The 20,207-nt window shown below is 67.8% G+C and carries 23 protein-coding genes; 14 read left to right on the forward strand and 9 right to left on the reverse strand.

Translation table 11 applies throughout. The features are described from left to right. Nucleotides 1-36 precede the first annotated feature (36 nt). Nucleotides 37-366: a hypothetical protein gene (locus ACP7AB_RS08420; RefSeq protein WP_425989906.1), complete on the forward strand. Its 330-nt coding sequence runs from the start codon at nt 37-39 to the stop codon at nt 364-366. A gap of 717 nt (nt 367-1,083) precedes the next feature. On the opposite strand, the gene ACP7AB_RS08425 is transcribed toward ACP7AB_RS08420, so the two are convergent. Continuing rightward, the gene (locus tag ACP7AB_RS08425) at nt 1,084-2,592 is read right to left on the reverse strand and encodes a serine hydrolase (RefSeq protein WP_425990138.1); all 1,509 of its coding nucleotides are present in this window, start codon (nt 2,590-2,592) and stop codon (nt 1,084-1,086) included. Nucleotides 2,593-2,885: 293 nt separating this feature from the next. Here ACP7AB_RS08425 and ACP7AB_RS08430 point away from each other — a divergent pair, with 293 nt between their 5' ends. Continuing rightward, on the forward strand, nt 2,886-3,377 hold the full coding sequence (locus tag ACP7AB_RS08430) for a phasin family protein (protein WP_425989908.1): 492 nt from the start codon (nt 2,886-2,888) through the stop codon (nt 3,375-3,377). An 85-nt stretch (nt 3,378-3,462) separates the two neighbouring features. Here ACP7AB_RS08430 and ACP7AB_RS08435 read toward each other — a convergent pair whose 3' ends face one another. Further along, nucleotides 3,463-4,149 (reverse strand): hypothetical protein, encoded by a 687-nt coding sequence (locus tag ACP7AB_RS08435; RefSeq protein ID WP_425989910.1) that lies wholly within the window; start codon nt 4,147-4,149, stop codon nt 3,463-3,465. 91 nt (nt 4,150-4,240) lie between these two features. Further along, nucleotides 4,241-5,539: a S8 family serine peptidase gene (locus ACP7AB_RS08440; RefSeq protein WP_426046131.1), complete on the reverse strand. Its 1,299-nt coding sequence runs from the start codon at nt 5,537-5,539 to the stop codon at nt 4,241-4,243. Between the two features lie 130 nt (nt 5,540-5,669). Here ACP7AB_RS08440 and ACP7AB_RS08445 point away from each other — a divergent pair, with 130 nt between their 5' ends. The 4 genes from ACP7AB_RS08445 to clpA all read left to right on the forward strand — a co-directional run bounded on the left by ACP7AB_RS08445 (nt 5,670) and on the right by clpA (nt 9,624). Beyond that, nucleotides 5,670-6,149: an RNA polymerase sigma factor gene (locus ACP7AB_RS08445; protein ID WP_425989914.1), complete on the forward strand. Its 480-nt coding sequence runs from the start codon at nt 5,670-5,672 to the stop codon at nt 6,147-6,149. After that, nucleotides 6,146-6,895, forward strand: coding sequence for a hypothetical protein (locus tag ACP7AB_RS08450; RefSeq protein ID WP_425989916.1), 750 nt, complete (start codon nt 6,146-6,148; stop codon nt 6,893-6,895). The genes ACP7AB_RS08445 and ACP7AB_RS08450 overlap by 4 nt, the downstream gene beginning before the upstream one ends. 71 nt (nt 6,896-6,966) lie before the next feature. After that, the gene (clpS, locus tag ACP7AB_RS08455) at nt 6,967-7,299 is read left to right on the forward strand and encodes an ATP-dependent Clp protease adapter ClpS (RefSeq protein WP_303694323.1); all 333 of its coding nucleotides are present in this window, start codon (nt 6,967-6,969) and stop codon (nt 7,297-7,299) included. Nucleotides 7,300-7,311: 12 nt separating this feature from the next. Further along, nucleotides 7,312-9,624: an ATP-dependent Clp protease ATP-binding subunit ClpA gene (gene clpA / locus ACP7AB_RS08460; RefSeq protein WP_425989918.1), complete on the forward strand. Its 2,313-nt coding sequence runs from the start codon at nt 7,312-7,314 to the stop codon at nt 9,622-9,624. Nucleotides 9,625-9,811: 187 nt separating this feature from the next. Here the strand turns inward: clpA and ACP7AB_RS08465 are convergent, their stop codons facing one another. Then, nucleotides 9,812-10,120 carry a CsbD family protein gene (locus tag ACP7AB_RS08465; RefSeq protein ID WP_425989920.1) on the reverse strand — a complete coding sequence of 103 codons (309 nt, stop codon included), beginning with the start codon at nt 10,118-10,120 and terminating at the stop codon, nt 9,812-9,814. A 149-nt stretch (nt 10,121-10,269) separates the two neighbouring features. Here ACP7AB_RS08465 and ACP7AB_RS08470 point away from each other — a divergent pair, with 149 nt between their 5' ends. Beyond that, nucleotides 10,270-10,635, forward strand: coding sequence for a phage holin family protein (locus ACP7AB_RS08470; RefSeq protein ID WP_425989922.1), 366 nt, complete (start codon nt 10,270-10,272; stop codon nt 10,633-10,635). Nucleotides 10,636-10,704: 69 nt separating this feature from the next. Next, the gene (locus ACP7AB_RS08475; protein WP_425989924.1) at nt 10,705-11,259 is read left to right on the forward strand and encodes a DUF2239 family protein; all 555 of its coding nucleotides are present in this window, start codon (nt 10,705-10,707) and stop codon (nt 11,257-11,259) included. A gap of 149 nt (nt 11,260-11,408) precedes the next feature. Here the strand turns inward: ACP7AB_RS08475 and ACP7AB_RS08480 are convergent, their stop codons facing one another. Beyond that, the gene (locus tag ACP7AB_RS08480; protein WP_425989926.1) at nt 11,409-11,741 is read right to left on the reverse strand and encodes a GIY-YIG nuclease family protein; all 333 of its coding nucleotides are present in this window, start codon (nt 11,739-11,741) and stop codon (nt 11,409-11,411) included. Nucleotides 11,742-11,940: 199 nt separating this feature from the next. On the opposite strand from ACP7AB_RS08480, the gene ACP7AB_RS08485 reads away from it, so the two are divergent. Continuing rightward, the gene (locus ACP7AB_RS08485) at nt 11,941-12,087 is read left to right on the forward strand and encodes a hypothetical protein (RefSeq protein ID WP_425989928.1); all 147 of its coding nucleotides are present in this window, start codon (nt 11,941-11,943) and stop codon (nt 12,085-12,087) included. Nucleotides 12,088-12,335: 248 nt separating this feature from the next. Continuing rightward, a complete protein-coding gene (locus ACP7AB_RS08490) occupies nt 12,336-12,482 on the forward strand; it encodes a DUF2239 family protein (protein ID WP_425989930.1) in 147 nt (48 codons plus the stop codon). Here the strand turns inward: ACP7AB_RS08490 and ACP7AB_RS08495 are convergent. The 4 genes from ACP7AB_RS08495 to ACP7AB_RS08510 all read right to left on the reverse strand — a co-directional run bounded on the left by ACP7AB_RS08495 (nt 12,479) and on the right by ACP7AB_RS08510 (nt 15,387). Then, a complete protein-coding gene (locus ACP7AB_RS08495; protein WP_425989932.1) occupies nt 12,479-13,051 on the reverse strand; it encodes a hypothetical protein in 573 nt (190 codons plus the stop codon). The genes ACP7AB_RS08490 and ACP7AB_RS08495 overlap by 4 nt on opposite strands. Continuing rightward, on the reverse strand, nt 13,051-14,061 hold the full coding sequence (cobS, locus tag ACP7AB_RS08500; protein WP_425990140.1) for a cobaltochelatase subunit CobS: 1,011 nt from the start codon (nt 14,059-14,061) through the stop codon (nt 13,051-13,053). The genes ACP7AB_RS08495 and cobS overlap by 1 nt, the downstream gene beginning before the upstream one ends. 53 nt (nt 14,062-14,114) lie before the next feature. Beyond that, nucleotides 14,115-14,543: an organic hydroperoxide resistance protein gene (locus ACP7AB_RS08505; protein ID WP_425989934.1), complete on the reverse strand. Its 429-nt coding sequence runs from the start codon at nt 14,541-14,543 to the stop codon at nt 14,115-14,117. Nucleotides 14,544-14,712: 169 nt separating this feature from the next. Next, the gene (locus ACP7AB_RS08510) at nt 14,713-15,387 is read right to left on the reverse strand and encodes a J domain-containing protein (RefSeq protein WP_425989936.1); all 675 of its coding nucleotides are present in this window, start codon (nt 15,385-15,387) and stop codon (nt 14,713-14,715) included. A gap of 45 nt (nt 15,388-15,432) precedes the next feature. Between ACP7AB_RS08510 and ACP7AB_RS08515 the strand changes: the two genes are divergently transcribed. The 4 genes from ACP7AB_RS08515 to ACP7AB_RS08530 all read left to right on the forward strand — a co-directional run bounded on the left by ACP7AB_RS08515 (nt 15,433) and on the right by ACP7AB_RS08530 (nt 20,186). Continuing rightward, nucleotides 15,433-15,732 (forward strand): BolA family protein, encoded by a 300-nt coding sequence (locus tag ACP7AB_RS08515; RefSeq protein ID WP_425990142.1) that lies wholly within the window; start codon nt 15,433-15,435, stop codon nt 15,730-15,732. A gap of 78 nt (nt 15,733-15,810) precedes the next feature. Further along, nucleotides 15,811-17,646 (forward strand): response regulator, encoded by a 1,836-nt coding sequence (locus tag ACP7AB_RS08520; protein WP_425989938.1) that lies wholly within the window; start codon nt 15,811-15,813, stop codon nt 17,644-17,646. Nucleotides 17,647-17,741: 95 nt separating this feature from the next. Next, on the forward strand, nt 17,742-18,245 hold the full coding sequence (locus ACP7AB_RS08525; RefSeq protein ID WP_425989940.1) for an RcnB family protein: 504 nt from the start codon (nt 17,742-17,744) through the stop codon (nt 18,243-18,245). A gap of 231 nt (nt 18,246-18,476) precedes the next feature. Continuing rightward, the gene (locus ACP7AB_RS08530) at nt 18,477-20,186 is read left to right on the forward strand and encodes a cisplatin damage response ATP-dependent DNA ligase (RefSeq protein ID WP_425989942.1); all 1,710 of its coding nucleotides are present in this window, start codon (nt 18,477-18,479) and stop codon (nt 20,184-20,186) included. Nucleotides 20,187-20,207 lie beyond the last annotated feature (21 nt).

The raw sequence follows: 20,207 nt of genomic DNA on the forward strand, positions 1-20,207 counted from the left end.
GGTCATCTGCCGTCCTTTACCTTCCGGAGTGTCGCCATGATCAAGTCCATCCTCGCCGCCGCCGCCCTCGCGGCGGTTTCCACTGCCGCCTTCGCCCAGACCGCCCCCGCCCAGGATCACTCCGGCCACGCCGCCGCTCCGGCCGCTGCTCTGCCGACCATCGACAGTCCGATCAAGGACCTGCTGGCCAATCCGGCGACCGCCGCCGTGGTTGAGAAGCACCTGCCGGGCGTCAGCCAGCATCCGGCCCTGCCGCAGTTCCAGGACATGACCCTAGGCCAGGTCGCCCCGATGTCGGGCGGCGCGGTCACTCCGGCGATCATCACCGCCATCGACACCGACCTGAAGGCCTTGCCGGCGGACTAGGCGATTACCTTGGTCTCCTCCCAACGCCGCAGGCGTGGGGAGGAGACTCTTCATCTCCGTGCATCCCCGCGAAGGCGGGGACCCAGATTTTAGCCAGGGACACCGGGCCTTGGATCACGGCCAACGCATACTCGTCGCCGCCTGTCGCCCAAAGCACTGGGTCCCCGCCTTCGCGGGGATGCACGGCGTTAGGTGCAGGCACGCGTCATCGTCCTTCCGCTGTGAACGGCTCCGTCGCGCTCGATTGGACGTGAGCAGTCGATGGTGGGCTTCGTCGCGGCCTGTCGGGTGTGGCCGATTCGCCCCCGACGCTTGACGCCGTTTAATCCCAGAAAGACTTAAGCCCACGACGGGCGGAGGGTTTCAGGCCCCTCCGGGCTCCGGGGTTTTACGCCCCATGGACAGTCCCGCATCGCTTCCGGTTCGTGCCTCCGCAAGTCCAGGTTCTACGCCGGACAAGGGGCCTCGGTCGGATCCACGATGCGGTTTGGCTGCTACGCGCCGCCCTTCGGGTCCCGCTCGATCGCGCCCCGCCGCACGTCCGGGTCCTGGGCCCAGGACGCCTTCCCCTCGCGACGGGACGGGAGAAGTGTACGCCCGTTTCGGACGGCGCCTGGTAAAAGGGCTCTCAAAAGTTCCGGGCATTGAAATCGTTGGGCGATTCCGGGCGTCCGTTGATGGGTATGGGGCCCTTCCGCAGGCGGAGAAGGGCCGGTGTCAGCCGCCGGGGCGGACGACCATGCAGGTGACCCGGCGTTGGGCGAGGGCTTCGCAGGCGGACTGTGCGGCGGCCTCGGTCATGCCGGTGAAGCGTGAGCGATGCCAGCCAGCGGCGCTGGCGACGCTCCGTTCGGCGGCCGCGAACTGGGTGCGGAAGCGGCGATTGACTTCGGTCAGCCAGCTGCGGGCCACAGTTTCGTCCCGGAAGGCGCCGACCTGGACGGACCAGCGGCCGGCGGGCGGCGTGGCGGCTGGGCGAGGCGGATTGGCGACGGCGCCGCGGTTCAGGCTTGAGGGCGCGCCGGGAGGCGCGGCGACTCCGCCGTTGAGGCTGGCGGTCAGGTTGCCGGTTCTGGGAGCCGGGATCGCCTCGGCGCGGCGAACCGGCGGCGTGGCGGCGGGCGGGACCGGCGTCGCGCGGGTGTAGCCCGGCGGCGAGGCGGTCGGAGTCACCGGTTGGGACGCCGGCAGGGGCAGGGAGGCGTAGGCGATGCCGCTGGAGCCCTGGCCTTCCTCGATCTCGGCCGGGGCGCCGTTGAGGGCCGCATAGGCGACGGCGCCGCCCGTGTCGGGGCCGCCGATGCCGAAGCCGCGCGCCTCGAAGAAGGCCTGGGCCACCTGGATGCGCTCACCGGCGGCGCGGCGGTTCTCGACCTCGAAGCCGGTGTCCATCAGGGCGGCGACATGGGCGTTGCGCGTCGGGCTGGACCGGCCGCCGAGCACGATGGTGATGACCCGCTTGCCGTTGCGCACCGCCGAGGCGGCGAGGTTGTAGCCCGAGGCGTTGGTGAAGCCGGTCTTGATGCCGTCATAGCCGGCGCCGCTCAGCAGCAGGCCGTTGGTGTTGCGGTACTCGCGGCCCTGATAGTTCCAGTCGTGCAGGCCGAAGTAGCTGTAATACTGGGGGTAATCGCGCATGATGGCGCGGGCGAGGATGGCGAGGTCGCGGGCCGAGGTCAGCTGGCGGCTGTCGGGCAGGCCGTTCGGATTGACGTAGCGGGTCTGGGTCATCCCCAGTTCCTCGGCCTTCAGCGTCATCATCGAGGCGAAGCGGGCCTGGGACCCCCCGATCTCTTCGGCGAGGGCCATGGCCATGTCATTGGCCGAGCGGACGGCTGTGGCGCGCATGGCGTCGTCCAGACGAATCGTCTGGCCGGCGGCGAGGCCCAGCTTGGACGGCGGCTGGGAGGCGGCGAGCGGCGAGACGGTGATGACGTCGTCCAGCGTCGCCGTACCCTTTTCGAGCGCCTCGAACACCAGATACAGGGTCATCATCTTGGTGATGGAGGCCGGATAGCGACGGCTGTCGGCGTGGCGGGCGAACAGGACCTCTCCGGTGCCGGCGTCGACGACGATGGCGGCGTAGCGGCTGTTCTCGCCCGACTGGGCCTGAACCCGGCTGAAGCCGAGGCCGGCGAGGCCGACCAGCAGGCTAAGCGCAACCAGGCCTGCGACGACCCTGTGCAGGGTGGGGCGACGGAGTGAGGTCGATCCGGTACGCATCATCGCCAAGCGAAGCCTCTTACATCCGTGACGCGGCGACGGCCCCCCGGCGCGACGCAAGTGAAGAACCTAGCATGAGGGCCGCAGGTTTCACGGTGGTTAAGCAGGTATCAACGCGGATTTGAACGAACCAATCCTGACACGCGAACAGGTGAACATCGATAATATGGTGCAGTGCACAAAAGTTCTTGACCCCTGTTCGCACTTGCACCATAAGCGCGGCGTCGACCCGGGACTCGCCCGGGGAGAGCACCATTCAGGCGGGCCAACCGCCACACCAGGTTCAGGAGACCACCATGGCTGACAGCACCGAAACCGTGAAGAAGACCATCGAACAGGCCACCGCGACCGCCAAGGTCCAGGGCGAGCAGTTCAAGGCCCAGGCCGAACAGCTCCAGGCCAAGGGCACGCAAGCCCTGCGCGAAGGCGTCGAGAAGACCTCTGCCACGATGGCGGAACTGTCGGCCCAGTCGAAGCAGAACCTCGAAGCCCTGACCGCCTCGGCCACCGCCGCCCAGAAGGGCGCCGAGGCCCTGTCGGCCCAGGTCGTTTCGTACGGCAAGACGAGCTGGGAAAACGGCGTCGCCGCCGCCCAGACCATCTCGCAAGCCCGTTCGATCCAGGAGCTGATCGAGCTGCAGACCAACTTCGCCAAGTCGGCGATGGAAACCTATCTCTCGGAAGTCACCAAGATGACCGAGACCCTGACCGGTTCGGTCAAGGACAGCTTCAAGCCCATCAACGAGCGCGTCACCGCCTCGGTCGAGAAGTTCCAGGCTGCCCGCTAAGGCGACCCGACTTTTTCCCGTCGCGTAACGAAAAGGCCCCCCGGAGCAATCCGGGGGGCCTTCTTTATGCGCGTCGCCGTGGGGATCAGTCGCGACGTGCAGAGCCGGAAGCGGTCGCGCCCGCCGAGAGCGATGCGCCGTTGCGGTTTGCCGAGGTCGCACCGTTGAAGCCGCCGGCGCCGTTGAGGGCGCGCGTACGGGCCGGGGGATCACTGGCCACGGACTGGGGATCGGCTGCGGGGGCTGCCGCCTGATCGCCGGACTCCGGGCTGGCGGGGTCTTGCTCGACAGCGGGGGCCGGGACGAGGCCGCCCTGGCCGGCGCTAGAGGCTGAGCCCGAGAGCGCGCCGTCGGTGAAGGCGGCCGCGCCGTTCAGGGCGCCGGAACCCTCGCCCTGCAGCGACCCGGCGCGATTGAGCGTTCCGCCGAGGGCGCCCTGGCCGTGGGCGGCCGCGGTTCCGGCCCGGTCGCCGGCGCGGGAGGCCGCAGCGGCAGCGCGCGCCTGGGCGGCCTGGGTGCGGCGTTCGGCGCGGGTCAGACCGTCCGTGGCCCGATCCCGCAGCCTCGACGGGTCGAGGCCGCCGGTCAGGGATCCGGTCCCGCCGTAGGAACCGGCTCCGCCCAGCCCTCCGAGGCCGCCGCCCAGTCCGCCGCCCAGTCCGCCGCCCAGTCCGCCGGTCAGTCCGCCCGATCCGCCGAGGATCTGGGCTTGGGTGCCGCCGGCCAGGGCCAGGCCGAAGGCGACGGTCGCCAGGGTGAGTGTCTTGTTCATGTCAGGATCTCCTGTGGCTTGTGGGGCGTGACGCCCGCACAGGGTCCAACGACCGGCCGCCCCGGTTTCATCCCGGGTGGGCGACTATTTTTCAGCGCGACAACCGGCCTCGGGCACCCATGGCGTCCGGCGTGACCCGCGACCGGGCGCCGACGAGACCCGCGCCATAGACCGGATCCCGGCCGCGTTCGCCGAGGTCGACTGCGGTCTCCGCGAGGGCCGAGACGGCCTCCCGGGCGAGAAGACCCGCCACGATGGGGGCGGCGAAGGAGGAACCGCGCACGGTCGTCCAGCTTCCGGCCGCGCCGGCGGCGGCCATGTCGGCGCCCGGGGCGGCGAAATCAACCTGCGGCCCGCGCGCGGCCTCGGGCAGGACCCGGTCGCGCGCGGTGACTGCGGTCACCCCGACCACATCTTCATAGGAGGCGGGGTAGAGGGGCGGGGCGGCCGGACCGTCGTTGCCGACGGCGGCGACCAAGGTGACGCCGCGCGCCTGGGCTGCCGCGACGGCACGCGCCACCAGGGCGTTGCGGGGACCGACAAGGCTGACGTTCACGACCGTGGCGCGCTGTTCGACCATCCAGGCCAGGGCCTGGGCGAGGCCGGTGGAGGTGCCGCCCGCCGCCTGTCCGCCGTAGATGTCGGCCACCATGATGTCGGCGCCGGGCGACCCGCCCGCGAAGGCGCCGCTGCGGCCGATCATCAGGGAGGCGACGGCCGTGCCGTGCGCGCCGACCCGGGCGGGGCCGGCGAAGCCGCGCTGGGTGACGCCGGATCCAGTGAAGGCCGGGTGGGTGACGTCGATGCCGGTGTCGATCAGACCCAGTCGGGCGTTCGTCGGCTGGGGACCGGTCGCGGCGAGGCCGCGGGTCGCGCCCGGGCCCTCCATGCTCGCCGGAACGTGGACATGGTTGAAGGCGATGTCGGCCTCGGGCGCGATCCGGCGCAGGCGGTCCACGGCGCGCGAGAGCGACGTCCGGCGTGGCGGCGAGAGCACGGTGGCGGAGAGGCCGAGCGCCTCCAGCGGCTCCTCGCGGAGGACGGAATATCCCCCTGCCAGGGCTCGGGTCCGGGCGTCGGGCGACAGGTCGATGGCGACGATCTCTCTGGCGGCGACGGGCCAGCCGAGCGGATCGGCCTGGAGCGCGCCACGCGAGCGGCGGATCAAGTCGTCCAGCCGGGCCGGCGCCTGAAGCGCGCGGTCCAGAGTGCGATCGATCAGATCATCGCCCCCGCGCGGCAGTCGATCCATGAGGGCGGACGGCAGGTTCGGCAGGGCAGGACCGGGCAGGCCGCCCAGCTGCGCCCATGACGGGGTGGAGACCGCGATGGCCGCCAGCGCCAGGCATCCCGCGATCCCCGTGGCTGCAATCCGTCTGGCCAGAGCCATCGTCTTCCTTTCGTCCGTCTTGCGCTGCACGGCCTTACATTCGTCCTATGCCATGGATGAAACGAACGGGGCCGGTCGTTTCATCCGACATGGACGAGGTAGGGGTTTGGACGAATTTCAGACGGGGCTTGTGGACCTGCTTCCGCGTCTGCGCCGCTTTGCGCGTGTTCTGCGGCCCCACGATGCGGACGCGCAGGATCTGGTCCAGCAGACCGTCGAGCGGGCGCTGGCGTCGCGGTCGAAATTTAGGGACGGCACGCGGCTCGACAGCTGGACCTTCACAATCATGAGACGGATCGCGATAGACGAAGGCCGATCGATCCTGCGCTGGTGCAGGGTGGTGGCGGCCGAGGACGACGCCACCGTCCGGGTGGCGGACCTGAGCCAGGCTGACGAAAGCCTGCGTGCGGACGCCCTGGCGGCGCGTGACGCCATACACGCCCTGCCGGACGATCAGAGGCACGCCGTCGCCCTGGTGCTGGTCGAAGGGCTTTCCTACGCCGAGGCGGCCAAGGTGCTGGGCGTGCCCGCAGGGACGCTGACGAGCCGGTTGATCCGGGGCAGGCAGAGCCTGATCCAGACCCTGGCCGAACAAGGAGTGACCGGATGATCCGGCTGGACGACGAAATCCTGATGCGCCGGGTCGACGGCGAACTGGACCCGACGGAGGCGGCGGCCGTGGATGCGGCGGCAGAGGCGGATCCGACGATCGCCGCCCGGATTGCGGCGCTGCGGCGGACGCGGACGGCGGCGGCAGGGGCCTTCCCGGCCGCGACAGATGCGCGCGACCGGGATCTGGCGCGGATGATCGCGGCATCGAGGCGGCCGTCGCTGTTCGAAGGGATCGGCAGGGCTCTGGCGGAGGCGTTCGCGCCGCGCCGGGCGATGATCTGGGGCGGACTGGCGACGGCGGCCTTCGTCGGCGGGCTGGCGCTGGGGCCTTTGCTGGGCGGTCGTTCCGAGGGTCTCCGCGTCGAAGGCGGGGCACTGTCCGACGCGGGTCTGGTCCGGGTGCTGGACACGCGACTGAACGCCGACGGAGCTGACGGAGCGGGCCGATCGGTGGGGCTGACGTTCAGGGATGGGGAGGGGCGCTGGTGCCGGACGTTCCGGGCGGGCGAGGCCGGGGTGGCGGGCCTGGCCTGTCGGCGCGACGACGGCTGGGCCATGCAGGTGCTGGCTCCGTTGGCGCCCTCGTCGGGCGATATCCGGATGGCTGGGAGCGATACGCCCGAGGCTGTGCTGGACCTCGTCGATGCGACGATCGCGAGCGAAACTCTCGGCGCGGCTGATGAAGCGCAGGCGCGAAACGGCGGATGGCGCCAGCGCTCCGCGGGCGTTTCACGACAGCCGTGACTGGACGCGACTCCAAAACCGGCTGACACTTCCTACATAGCGTTTCGACTCCCCCGAAATGACGGACGACGATGCCAACCAAAAGGCCAGGTGAAGGACAGGATCAGGGCTTCGGCGCTGGCACCATCACCGAAACGAAACCGAAGCTTCAGAAGCCCTCGCTGTATCGGGTGCTGATCCTGAACGACGACTACACGCCGATGGAATTCGTCGTCTATGTGCTGGAGCGGTTCTTCCAGAAGAGCCGCGAGGACGCGACCCGCATCATGCTGCATGTGCACCAGCATGGCGTCGGGGTCTGCGGCGTCTTCACCTACGAAGTGGCCGAAACCAAGGTCGCCCAGGTGGTCGAGACGGCGCGCCGTCACCAGCATCCGCTGCAATGCACTATGGAAAAAGACTGAGAGGATCTCCCCATGCCCTCGTTTTCACGTCCTCTCGAAGAGACCCTGCATCGCGCGGTCTCCTACGCCAACGAACGCCGCCACGAGTATGCGACGCTCGAACACCTGCTGCTCGCCCTCATCGACGACACTGACGCCAGCGGGGTGATGAAGGCCTGTAACGTCGATCTGGTCGCGCTGAAGACGGCGCTGACCCTGTATGTCGACACCGACCTGGCCGCGCTGGCGACCTCGGACGGGGAGGACGCCAAGCCCACCGCCGGCTTCCAGCGCGTGATCCAGCGCGCGGTGATCCACGTCCAGTCCTCGGGCCGCGAGGAGGTGTCCGGGGCCAATGTGCTGGTCGCCATCTTCAGCGAGCGCGAGAGCCACGCCGCCTATTTCCTGCAGGAGCAGGACATGACGCGCTACGACGCCGTCAACTACATCGCCCACGGCATCGCCAAGAAGGCGGGCATGAGCGAGCAGCGTCCGGCCAAGACCGCCGGCCAGTCGCCGGAGGAGGCCGAGGACGCCGCCGCCGTGAAGTCGGGCGGCGAGGCGCTGGAAGCCTATTGCGTCGACCTCAACGAGAAGTCGCGCAAGGGCAAGATCGACCCGCTGATCGGCCGTCATGCCGAGGTGGACCGGGCGATCCAGATCCTGTGCCGCCGGACCAAGAACAATCCGCTGCTGGTCGGCGAACCCGGCGTGGGCAAGACCGCCATCGCCGAAGGCCTGGCGCTCAAGATCGTCAACCACGAGGTCCCGGCCGTGCTGGAAGGCGCGACCATCTACAGCCTCGACATGGGGGCGCTGCTGGCCGGCACCCGCTATCGCGGCGACTTCGAGGAACGGCTGAAGCAGGTCGTCAAGGAGCTGGAGAACCACGAGAACGCGATCCTGTTCATCGACGAGATCCATACGGTGATCGGCGCGGGCGCGACCTCGGGCGGGGCGATGGATGCGTCCAACCTGCTGAAGCCCGCCCTGGCGTCCGGCACCCTGCGCTGCATGGGGTCGACGACCTACAAGGAATATCGCCAGCATTTCGAGAAGGACCGCGCCCTGGTGCGTCGCTTCCAGAAGATCGACGTCAACGAGCCGACGGTCGAGGACACGGTGAAGATCCTCAAAGGGCTGAAGACCGCCTACGAGAGCCACCACAGGCTGCGCTACACCGATGCGGCGATCCGCTCGGCCGTGGAGCTGTCGGCCCGCTACATGACCGACCGCAAACTGCCCGACAAGGCGATCGACGTGATCGACGAGGCGGGGGCGTCGCAGATGCTGCTGCCCGAGAACAAGCGCAAGAAGGTCATCGGCCAGAAGGAGGTCGAGGCCGTCGTCGCCAAGATGGCGCGCATCCCGCCGAAGTCGGTGTCGAAGTCCGACACCGAAGGTTTGCGCGAACTGGAGAAGGACCTGAACCGGGCCGTCTTCGGTCAGGACTCGGCGATCGAACAGGTGGCCTCGGCCATGAAGCTGGCCCGCGCCGGCCTGCGCGATCCGCAGAAGCCGATCGGGTCGTTCCTGTTCGCCGGCCCGACCGGCGTGGGCAAGACCGAGGTGGCCAAGCAACTCGCCGCCACCTTGGGCATCGAGCTGCTGCGCTTCGACATGTCGGAATACATGGAGCGGCACACGGTGAGCCGCCTGATCGGCGCCCCTCCGGGCTATGTCGGGCATGACCAGGGCGGGCTTCTGACCGACGCCGTCGACCAGCATCCGCACGCCGTGGTCCTGCTGGACGAGATCGAGAAGGCCCACCCGGACGTCTACAACATCCTGCTCCAGGTCATGGACAACGGAATGCTGACGGACGCCGTCGGCAAGAAGGTCGATTTCCGCAACGTGGTCCTGATCATGACCACCAATGCGGGCGCGGCGGACAATGCCCGGGCCTCGATCGGTTTTGGGCGCGGCAAGGTCGAGGGCGAGGACGAGAAGGCCATCCAGCGCCTGTTCGCGCCGGAGTTCCGCAATCGTCTGGACGCGGTGGTCTCGTTCAAGTCGCTGCAGCCGGACGTCATCCGTCAGGTGGTGACCAAGTTCGTCCTGCAGCTGGAAGCCCAGCTGGCGGACCGCAACATCACCATCGAACTGAGCGACGACGCGGCCGACTGGCTGGCCAAGAACGGCTTCGACGAACTGTATGGCGCCCGTCCCCTGGGTCGGGTCATCCAGGAAAACATCAAGAAGCCGCTGGCCGACGACATCCTGTTCGGACGCCTCACGCGCGGCGGCCATGTGAAGGTCGAGCTCAAGGACGGCAAGATCGTCTTCGACATCAAGGCCGCCTCGGGCGGCCCGGTGAAGGAAACGGTCGACGGCGAGACGGTCTAGGTTATTCCTCCCCCGACGGGGGAGGGGGACCACGAAGTGGTGGAGGGGGCCGGCCGCAGACTCGTTGTCTGAGGTGGGCCCCCTCCGTCACGTCGCGAAGAGCTCCGCGCCACCTCCCCCGATGGGGGAGGAATAGCAAAAAGGCCCGGGAGCGATCCCGGGCCTTTCGTTCGTCCGGGGGCGGACCCTAGTAGCGGCGGCGGCCCGAGCCGGCCATCAGGAAGGCGATGCCGGCGAGGATGCCGGTGGTCAGCAGGGGCTTGCGACGGGCGAAGTCGAGGCCGGTCCTGACCGGGCCGCGCAGGTCTTCCGGGGCGCGGTCGGACAGGGTTTCCAGCTGGTCGATGGCGCGGCCGTAGTAGTCGAGCGCCTTGCCCTTGACCTCGTCGAACCGGCCTTCGAGCTGCAGCTTCGTGTCGCCGGTCAGGGTGCCGAGGCCGCTTTTCAGCTTGCCGCTCAGGCCGGTGGCGGCGCCTTCGATGCGTTCGTCGGTCATGGTCTAAATCCTTGCTGAGGGTGTGCCGGGGAGGCGTGTCGGGATAGCGCGCGCGAACCGCTCAGGTTCCTTGAACAATGGTCCTTGCGAGCCCGTTAAGGCATGGCGATATCAAGCGTGACGATAATGGCGAAAGCGGGAACGACGAGATGCTGAGATTCATCCTTCAGGCGGTGGTGACGGCGCTGGGCCTGTGGCTGGCGGCCTATCTGGTGCCGGGGGTGGAGTTCCTGTCGACCGGGTCCCTGGTCGCGGCGGCGGTGCTGCTGGGGCTGGTCAACGCCATCGTGCGGCCGGTGCTGGTGTTCGTGACCTTCCCGCTGACGGTGATCACCTTCGGCCTGTTCCTGCTGGTCGTGAACGCGGCGACGATCGGGATCGTCGCGAGTTTCCTCGGTGGGTTCGTGGTCGAGGGTCTGTGGGCGGGCGTGGGCGCGGCGATCGTGACCGGCGTAGTCAGCTGGATCGCCGGCTCGATCATTCCCGACGACCGGCGGCCTGTCGCGCGGGATTAATACCCGGGCGATATTGACGGCATGATTTCATCCGGGCAAATCAGGCCTCGATTTCGAGGAGATTCCGTCATGTCCGCCGCCACAGTTCAATCCTGCACCGCCTTCGCCGGCCATCGGCGGATCGCGTCCGGTTCGCCGCGCGAGATCGTGGGCGCGGTGAAGGCGGCGGTCGAGGCGGGCGAGAGCGTGCTGGTGTTCGACGACGCCGACGCCCGGCCGGTCGAGTTCGACCTGCGCGGCGACCTGGAAGCGACGCTGGCGCGGCTGGCGCCGCCGGTCGAGGAGCCGAAGCGCGGGCCGGGGCGGCCCAAGCTGGGGGTGACGGCGCGCGAGGTCACCCTGTTGCCGCGCCACTGGGACTGGCTGGCCGGCCAGCCCGGCGGGGCGTCGGTGGCGCTGAGGAAACTGGTCGAAGCGTCGCTGAGGGAGGCCGAGGGGCCGGACCGGGTGCGCAAGGGCCGGGAGGCGGCCTACCGCTTCATGACCGCCGTGGCGGGGGACCTGCCGGGGTATGAGGAGGCGACGCGGAGGCTGTTCGCGGGGGACGCGGCGGGGTTCGACGCGGCGGTGGCGGGTTGGCCGGAGGGGGTGCGGGAGTATGCGGCGGGGTTGGTTGTCTCCTGATCCACACTTCTCCGTGCACCCCGGCGAAGGCCGGGGTCCAGATGGAGCAGACAGTGCCCTTGAATAACAGTCAGGTGGCCCATCCCGGCGGCCTGTGTCCTTGATCTGGACCCCGGCCTTCGCTGGGGTGCACGGAGATGGGGGAGGGGTCAGTTCAGGTAGTACTCCAGCCTGTCTGACCAGGTCGGGTTCTTCTCCTCGATCAGGCGCAGCTTCCACGCCCGGTTCCATTCCTTGATCCGGCGCTCCCGTTGAAAGGCGCCCGCGCGGGTCTCGTGCCACTCCGCCCAGACCAGTGTCTTGCAACCGTATTTGCGAGTGTAGTCGGAACCTGTCCCGGTGCGATGCTGATGGACGCGCTTGGCGAGGTCGTCGGTCTGGCCGACATAGGTCGTGCCGTTGCGCCTGTTGGCCATGATGTAGACCCAGAAGCCGATCGGGCCGCCGTCGCGCCGCATCCCGACATAGACCTGACGCGCCATCCCAATCTCCGTGCATCCCGGCTCACACTTCTCCGTGCACCCCGGCCCCCGGGTCCGGCTTCGCCGGCCCGAGGATGAACCGCGGCCGGGGTCCAGATCACAGGACGGGTCTCAAAAAATCAAGTCTGGGTTGTGATTCTGCACAAGACGACGGAGTGTGCCTCTGGACCCCGGCCTTTGCCGGGGTGCACGGTTGGTGATGGCGTCGGTAAAGAAGGGCTATCTGGCGACGCCGTTGAGCCTCTCGGCCTGGTGGAAACACCTGCGCGACACCAGCCGCGCGTTCTGGAAGCGGAACCGGGTTGCGGAGCGGGTCGAAGTGAAACGGCGCATCGGCGAGCCGTGATCACCGACCCGCCGCGCAGCCTCCCCCCTCACCGTGCACCCCGGCGAAGGCCGGGGTCCAGATCACGGGATGGACGCCAAGAAGTCTGGAGTTGCCGTGCCTGCTCCAGCCGACGGAGTGTGCCTCTGGACCCCGGCCGTAGTTCATCCTCGGGCCGGCGAAGCCGGACCCCGGGGGCCGGGTGCACGGTGGGGGAGGCCGAGGGGCCGGACCGGGTGAGGAAGGGCCGGGAGGCGGCCTACCGCTTCATGACCGCGGTGGCGGGAGATCTGCCGGGGTATGAGGAGGCGACGCGGAGGCTGTTCGTGGGGGGACGCGGCGGGGTTCGAGGCGGGGTGGCGGGGTGGCCGGAGGGGGTGAGGGGGCACCTCCTTGGATTTGTCGTCCACGCTTAATTGTTAGATTCCAACTCGCCTTGGTCGGGCTGCTCGCCCCATTTGCGCGCGGGTGCGTCCGGGAAGTCTTCTTTAAACTGCTTACGGATGGCTTTGATTTGCTTTTTGGGCACCCAATGGTCGCGTCCGAAAGTATCGACCGCGCCAAGATGCGAGAATGGCAAGGCGAGAAAGCCATTTGCCTCGTACGGGAAGCGAATTGTGTGCCCTTCGCCCACGAGCAGCTTCTTAGGCAGCCCTCCACTAAATGGTCCCAAGCTCTCGTAAGGTTCGTACGGAAAGTTATGTATCGGGTTGAGCATAGCTGCTAACGCTTTGGACCAAGGCCAAGGCTTGTATTTGATGCACGCGAGATGAAGCGTTAGTTCGCCTGGCCCGTGGTTCGTGAATGTCACCGCCAGATGCTGGTTCGAGGAGCCAGCATCCGTGTACATCATAAAGATGCCAGCCGATGCGGAAGCCTTCGGCTTAGGGAATATGAACTTCGACCAGACGTTCCAGACGAACGAAGCGATAGCGATAAAGACCGATACGATACTGATGATCAGCGCGTAGTCGGCGGTCGTCATTAACCCACCTTCACCCGCGTCGCCGCCTCGGGGAGGTCCTCCCCGAACGCCCGCTGGTAGAATTCCGCGATGGTCGGCCGTTCCAGCTCGTCGCACTTGTTGAGGAAGGTCAGCCGGAAGCTCAGCCCCAGGTCGCCGCCGAAGATCGTCGCGTTCTGGGCCCAGGTGATGACCGTGCGGGGGCTCATGACCGTGGAGATGTCGCCGTTCATGAAGGCGTTGCGGGTCATGTCGGCGACGCGGACCATGGCGGCGATGGCGCGCTTGCCGTCGGCGGTGTTCCACTCGGGCGCCTTGGCGGCGACGATCTCGGCCTCAACGTCGTGGTCGAGGTAGTTCAGGGTGGTGACGATGTTCCAGCGGTCCATCTGGCCCTGATTGATCTGCTGGGTGCCGTGATACAGGCCCGAGGTGTCGCCCAGACCGATGGTGTTGGTCGTGGCGAACAGGCGGAACCATTTGTTGGGCCGGATGACGCGGTTCTGGTCCAGCAGGGTCAGGCGACCCTGGGCTTCCAGCACGCGCTGGATGACGAACATCACATCAGGGCGGCCCGCGTCGTATTCGTCGAAACACAGGGCGATCGGGCGTTGCAGGGCCCAGGGCAGCATGCCCTCGCGGAACTCGGTGATCTGTTTGCCGTCTTTCAGGACGATGGCGTCCTTGCCGACCAGGTCGATGCGGCTGACGTGGCTGTCCAGGTTCACGCGGATGGTCGGCCAGTTCAGCTTGGCGGCGACCTGTTCGATATGGGTCGACTTGCCGGTGCCGTGATAGCCCTGGACCATGACGCGACGGTCGAAGGCGAAGCCGGCGCAGATGGCCAGGGTCGTCTGGGGGTCAAACTTGTAGGCCGGATCGGTCTCGGGGACATGGCTGTCGACCGTGTCGAACCTGGGCACCATCATGTCGGAATCGATGCCGAAGATCTCGCGCACGGAGACCTTGCGGTGGGGTTCGAACGTCAGCAGCGGATCGGGGGTCGCGTCGAGGAGAGGAGCCATGGGCATCATCTAGAGGCGCCGCGCGCGCGGCTCAACACGCGCGCGGCCCGGTGCGTCAGTTATTCCGCCGACAGGTCCACGTCGACGTTGCCGCGGGTGGCGTTGGAGTAGGGGCAGACCTGATGCGCGGCCTGGATCAGGGCGTCTATGGTCGCCTTGTCGAGGCCGTGGTCGGTGACCTTGATGGCGATGTCGAGGTTGAAACCTTCGCCGCGCGTGTTGGGGCCGATGCCGACCGTGGTGTGGATCTTCGTGTCGGGGCCGACCGGCGTGCCCGCCTTGCCCGAGACCAGACGCAGGGCGCCCATGTAGCAGGCGGCATAACCGGCCGCGAACAACTGTTCGGGATTGGTGCCCGCGCCGCCCTTGCCGCCCATCTCGGCGGGGAGGGACAGCAGGACATCGATCTTGCCGTCGTTGGTGGCCGAGCGGCCTTCGTCGCGGCCGCCGCCGGTCGAGGTGGCGTGAGCCTTGTAGAGGATGTTCATGGAGCGCTCCTGGGTGTGGGAACCGCTTACGTAGTGTCTCCTCCCTGTCGCGCCAGCGATGGGGTGGTGGATACGGAGGGGTTCTCTGCGGCGGCAAGACCCCTGCCGTCAGCTCACAAGGGCTCTCTGCCGCCTCCCCACCGCTGAGCAGCAGGGAGGAGAGGGTGTTTCAGCCGGCGATCCCGGCCTTCTTCAGCGTCTTGTAGGCCTTGATGACGCGCTGGAGCTTGGCTTCGGCGCCGCGGTCGCCCTGGTTGAGGTCAGGGTGGAAGCGTTTCAGCAGCTCATGATAGCGCGCCTTGATGCCCGCCTTGTCGGTGCGGAGGTCCAGATCGAGGTCCGCCAGGGCCTGACGCTCCAGCTTGCCGATTCGCAGGGTGTCTTCCTCGTTGACCGCCTGTTCGCGGACGCGGCGACCGAACAGGCCGAAACTGTCCTGCCATGAGCCGGCGGCGCCTTCCGCCCGGGTCGTGCCCATCTTCGAGGCGAAGGCGGCGGCTTCGCGCGAGTTCTTGCCGGCCTTCATTTCCCAGGTGGGACGGCCGCCGGTCATGGCCTCGTTTTCCTTGGCTGCGCGAACCTGGGCCTCGTTCATGCCGGCGTAGAAATTCCAGCTCTTGTTGTACTCGGCGGCGTGCGGCTGGCAGAATTCATAGAAGTCGTTCAGCCGCTCGCGCGACTTCGGCGCCTTGGCCGTCGAGGCTTTGAGACAATCGGGCCAGTCGCACGGCTTCTCGCCGGGCTTCAGGTGCAGGACATCGGCCGCGGCTTCGGCTTCGCCGGCCTTGGGCGGTTTGATCCGCATGTCTTTGAAACGGGGTTTGTACTCGAATGACGCTGGCATTGATCCCAGTGTAGGGTCGAATTGGTCACCATCAAGGAAACCGACATGCCGGAAGGCCCTATCGCGTCGATTATGCGGGAAAAACTCACATCCGCGCTCCAGCCGACACGGCTGGAGCTCGAAGATGACAGCGCCAGGCACGCCGGACACCATCACGAAGGCGGAATGGACGCGAAGCCCGGCGGCGAAAGCCATTTCAACCTGACTATCGTGTCTGAGGCTTTCGCGGGCCTGGGGCGGGTGCAGCGTCAGCGGGCGGTGAACGCCGTGCTGGCCGACGAGCTGGCGGGGCCGGTCCATGCGCTGTCGATCAAGGCCCTGACCCCTGATGAAGCCGGGGGTTGAGGAGAAACCAGCGTTCACCTCGTCTTAGAAGGTTCGTCATAGCGTCAGTCCCGGGACTTTCAGGGATGGCGCGAACGTATGGTTGGATCCGAGGATATCGGCAAAAGCCTCGACGCGGGTCGCTCGGCGGGCGTTAGCGCGAGCGAGGCTGCGCAGGCCCTGACGGCGATCCTGCAAACCCAGTATCTGCGCTACATCATCATCGGCAGCTGGGCGATCGGCCTGCTGGGCACGGTCGGCTGGGTCGAGGCCATCATCTGGTTCATCGGCACGGTCGGCGCCGGCGCGATCCGCGGCAAGGTCGAAAAGGGCATGGCGGGTCGGGTCGATGCGGGCTGGGGCCTGGTGTTCCCCGCCGTCGCCACCGTGACCACCGCCGCCTGGGCCTCCGCGCCCCTGATGGCGTGGTTCTCGCCTCATCCGTTCGGACAACCGCTGGCCGTAGCCCTGCTGGTCAGCGGCTATGTGCTCGTATTTGCCCAGCTTAGAAGCTCGCCGAAACAGGCGATCGTGATCTCGTCGCCCTATACGCTGGCGGCGCTGATCATCGCCGCCAGCCTGTGGGGCGGGCCGCTGTTCTGGCCGTTCGTGGCCATCCTGCCCTTCACCTCTGCCGGCATGTTCGTTCTGGTGACCATGACCATGCTGCGCGAAGAGCGAATTCGCGCCTTCCAGGAGCATCAGGCCCACCTGATCGAGGAACTGCAGGGCGCCCGCGACAAGGCGGACGCCGCCAACCAGGCCAAGTCGAACTTCCTCGGCGTCATTTCGCACGAACTGCGCACGCCGATGAACGGCGTCCTGGGCGCGGCCCAGTTGCTGGGCGCGACGCGGCTGGAGACGACGCAGCGGGAATATCTGTCGATCATCCGCAACTCGGGCGACAACCTGCTGAGCCTGCTGAACGACATCCTCGACATGACCAAGATCGAGGCCGGCAAGATGACCTTCGAGAGCATCGACGTCTCGCTCGAGGATCTGCATCGCCGCGTGACGGGCCCGTTCGTGGCCCAGGCCGAGGCCAAGGGGCTGGAGTTCCGCTCTACCTTCGTCGGTGAAACCCCGGCCGTGGTGAAGGGCGATCCCTTGCGCGTGTGCCAGGTGCTCCAGAACCTGCTGTCGAATGCGGTGAAGTTCACCGACGCCGGTGTGATCGAATTCCGCACCGAATCCACCCGCATCAACGACCGCCGGGTGGCCTTCACCTTTTCGGTGACCGACAGCGGTTCGGGCATTGCCGAGGCCGATCTCGAACGTCTGTTCCAGCCCTTTACCCAGGCCGACGCCTCGTCGACCCGCCGGTTCGGCGGCACGGGCCTGGGACTGACCATCGCGCGGCGCATGGCCAACATCATGGGCGGCGACATCATCGTGACCTCCACCGTGGGCCAGGGCTCGACCTTCACCCTGGTGGTCGAGGCGGACGTGGTCGAATGGCAGGCCTTGACCGAGGCCGAGGCCATCGATGCCGAGGTCGGCGACGGGGAAAGCCTGAACGTCCTGGTGGTCGAGGATCACCCGGTCAACCGCATGATCCTGGAAGCCTGGCTGGGTTCGGCGGGCCATGCGACCGTCACCGCCGAGAACGGTCAGATCGCTGTCGAAATGGCGGGCCAGCAGCGGTTCGACCTGATCATCATGGACGTCAACATGCCGGTCATGGACGGTCTGAGCGCCACGCGCCTGATCCGCACCAAGGGGCCGAACGCGGAGACGCCGATCGCGGTCCTGTCCGCCTCGGCGCGAAACGAGGACCATCAGGCAGGCCTCGAAGCGGGCGCCGACGCCTATCTGAACAAGCCGATCGACTTCGCCGCCCTGGCCCGGCTGATGCAAAAGGTGCACGGCGGCCGGAGCGGCGTGCGCGTGGCGGCCGAGGTGGCCGAATTGGGCGAAACGGCGGCGGCCGCCTGAACCTGAGGTGAGCGGCGTCGTTCAGGCCCGGCTCAAACGCCGGATCCTAATGTGGGGGGGAAGTCGGAAGTCCCCGACCATTAGGAGAGTTCGCCGTGAAGAAGTTCACCACAGTCGCACTGGCCGCCCTGATCGCGGCCGGCAGCATGGGTGTCGCCTCGGCCGCCGACGCGCAGTCGCGCCACGACCGTCAGGATCGCCAGGAACACCGCCAGGACCGTCACGATGATCGTCGTGACGACCGACGCGACGATCGCTCCGATCATCGTGACGACCGTCGGGAATGGCGTCAGGACAACCGCGAGGACCGTCGCGAGTACCGTCAGGACGTCCGGGCCTATGACCGTTGGCAGCGGTCGGAGCGTCGTTACAACGCCGGTCGCTATGCCCCGCCGCGCGGCTATCAGGTCCGTCAGTGGAGCTATGGCCAGCGGATGCCGAGCTACTATTCGCGCGGCTATGTCGTGAACGACTACAACCGTTACGGCCTGCGCGCGCCGCCGCGCGGATACCAGTACGTCCGCTCGGGCAATGACGTGGTCCTGACCGCCGTCGCCGGGGGTCTGATCACCGCCGTGATTGCGGGTCTGTTCAACTAGTTTGATCCCCGCTTGATGATGGCGCCCCGGAGGGAAACTTCCGGGGCGTTTTCGCACGATAAATCACCGTGCGCCGCGGCGAAGGCCGGGGTCCAGATCGCGGATTCGATGTTCGTCGCAGGTAGGCATGCCGGAGACCAATCGGCATCTTCGGAGTTTGCATCTGGACCCCGGCCTTCGCTGCGGTGCACGGAGTGGGGAGAGGCTTCAGGCTTCTTCTCATGGGGAACAATGCGCGCCTTCGCCGAATTGCTCGACCGCCTGGCGCTGACCGGGTCGCGGAACGCCAAGCTGGTGTTGCTGAGAGACTATCTTCGCGCCACGTCCGATCCCGACCGGGGCTGGGCCCTTGCGGCCCTGACCGGTGAGTTGACCTTCGATGCCGCGAAGCCGGCGATGATCCGCAAGGCTGTGGAGGCCCGGGTCGATCCGGTGCTTTTCGGCTGGTCCTACGACTATGTCGGCGACCTGGCGGAGACGGTGGCCCTGATCTGGCCGGAGAGCCCGGACCATCGGCCGAACCGGGAGCCGGAGCTGGGCGAGGTGGTCGATGCCCTGGCCCTGGCGAAGCGCGGCGAGGTGCAGGGGCTGATCGAGGGCTGGCTGGACGCTCTGGCACCCAAGGGGCGGTGGGCGCTGCTGAAGCTGGTCACGGGCGGGATGCGGGTCGGACTGTCGGCGCAGCTGGCGCGTACGGCGGTGGCGATGATGCGGCCCGGGACGGTCACCAGGGCGCCGGAGCCGGGGGGCGGGGAGGCGACGCAATCGCTCGAGCCGCTGACCGCCGCCGACATCGTCGAGGTGTGGCATGCCGTCGAACCGCCCTATGCCGAGCTGTTCGCCTGGGTCGAGGGGCGGGCGCAGCGGCCGGACACCGAGGCGCCGGGCCGGTTCCGGCAGGTCATGCTGGCCGTCGCCATCGACGAGGCCGTGGATTTCGACAGGCTCGATCCCGCCGACTACGCCGCCGAATGGAAGTGGGACGGCATCCGCGTGCAGGCGGTGCGCGAGAACGGGGTGGCGCGGCTCTATTCCCGGCACGGCGACGAAATCACCAGCGCCTTCCCCGACCTGATGAACGCCCTGACCTTCGAAGCGGCGATCGACGGGGAGTTGCTGGTCATGCGCGCCGGATCGCAGGGAGAATGGCAGGTGGCGCCGTTCGGGGACCTGCAGCAGCGGCTGAACCGCAAGACCGTGGATGCGAAGCTGATGGCCGCCTGGCCGGCGTCGCTCTATGCCTACGACCTGCTGGGGGAGGCGGGGGAAGATTTGCGCGGTCTGCCGCTGCTCCAACGACGCGCGCGGCTCGAGGCGGTGGTGGCGGGCCACACCGGCGACCGGCTGCATCTCTCGCCGGTGGTGGCGTTCGACAGCTGGCAGGGGCTCGGCGTTCTGCGGGCGGATCCGCCGGTGGGGGCGGCGGCCGAGGGGCTGATGCTCAAGCGCTGGGACAGTCCCTATATCGCCGGGCGTCCCAAGGGGCCGTGGTTCAAGTGGAAGCGCGACCCGCACACGGTCGACTGCGTGATGATGTACGCCCAGCGCGGGCACGGGAAGCGGTCCAGCTTCTATTCCGACTACACCTTCGGGGTCTGGACCTCCGAGGGAGCGCTCACTCCGGTGGGCAAGGCCTATTTCGGGTTCACCGACGAGGAGCTGAAACAGCTCGACAAGTTCGTGCGCGACCACACGGTGGAGCGGTTCGGACCGGTGCGGTCGGTCCGTGCGGAGCGGGACTTCGGCCTGGTGCTGGAGATCGCCTTCGAGGGCCTGCAGCGGTCGCCGCGGCACAAGTCGGGGGTGGCGATGCGGTTCCCCCGCGTCAGCCGCATCCGCTGGGACAAGCCGGCCCGGGAGGCCAATACCCTGGACGACGTGATGGACCTGCTGGATTCGCTGGAGAGCGGCGGCGGACGGTTGGCGAAACAGGGTTCCTGACAGGCAGGGTTCCAAATCGGG

The sequence above is a fragment of the Brevundimonas sp. TWP3-1-2b1 genome, from assembly GCF_049896165.1.
Taxonomy (GTDB): domain Bacteria; phylum Pseudomonadota; class Alphaproteobacteria; order Caulobacterales; family Caulobacteraceae; genus Brevundimonas; species Brevundimonas subvibrioides_B.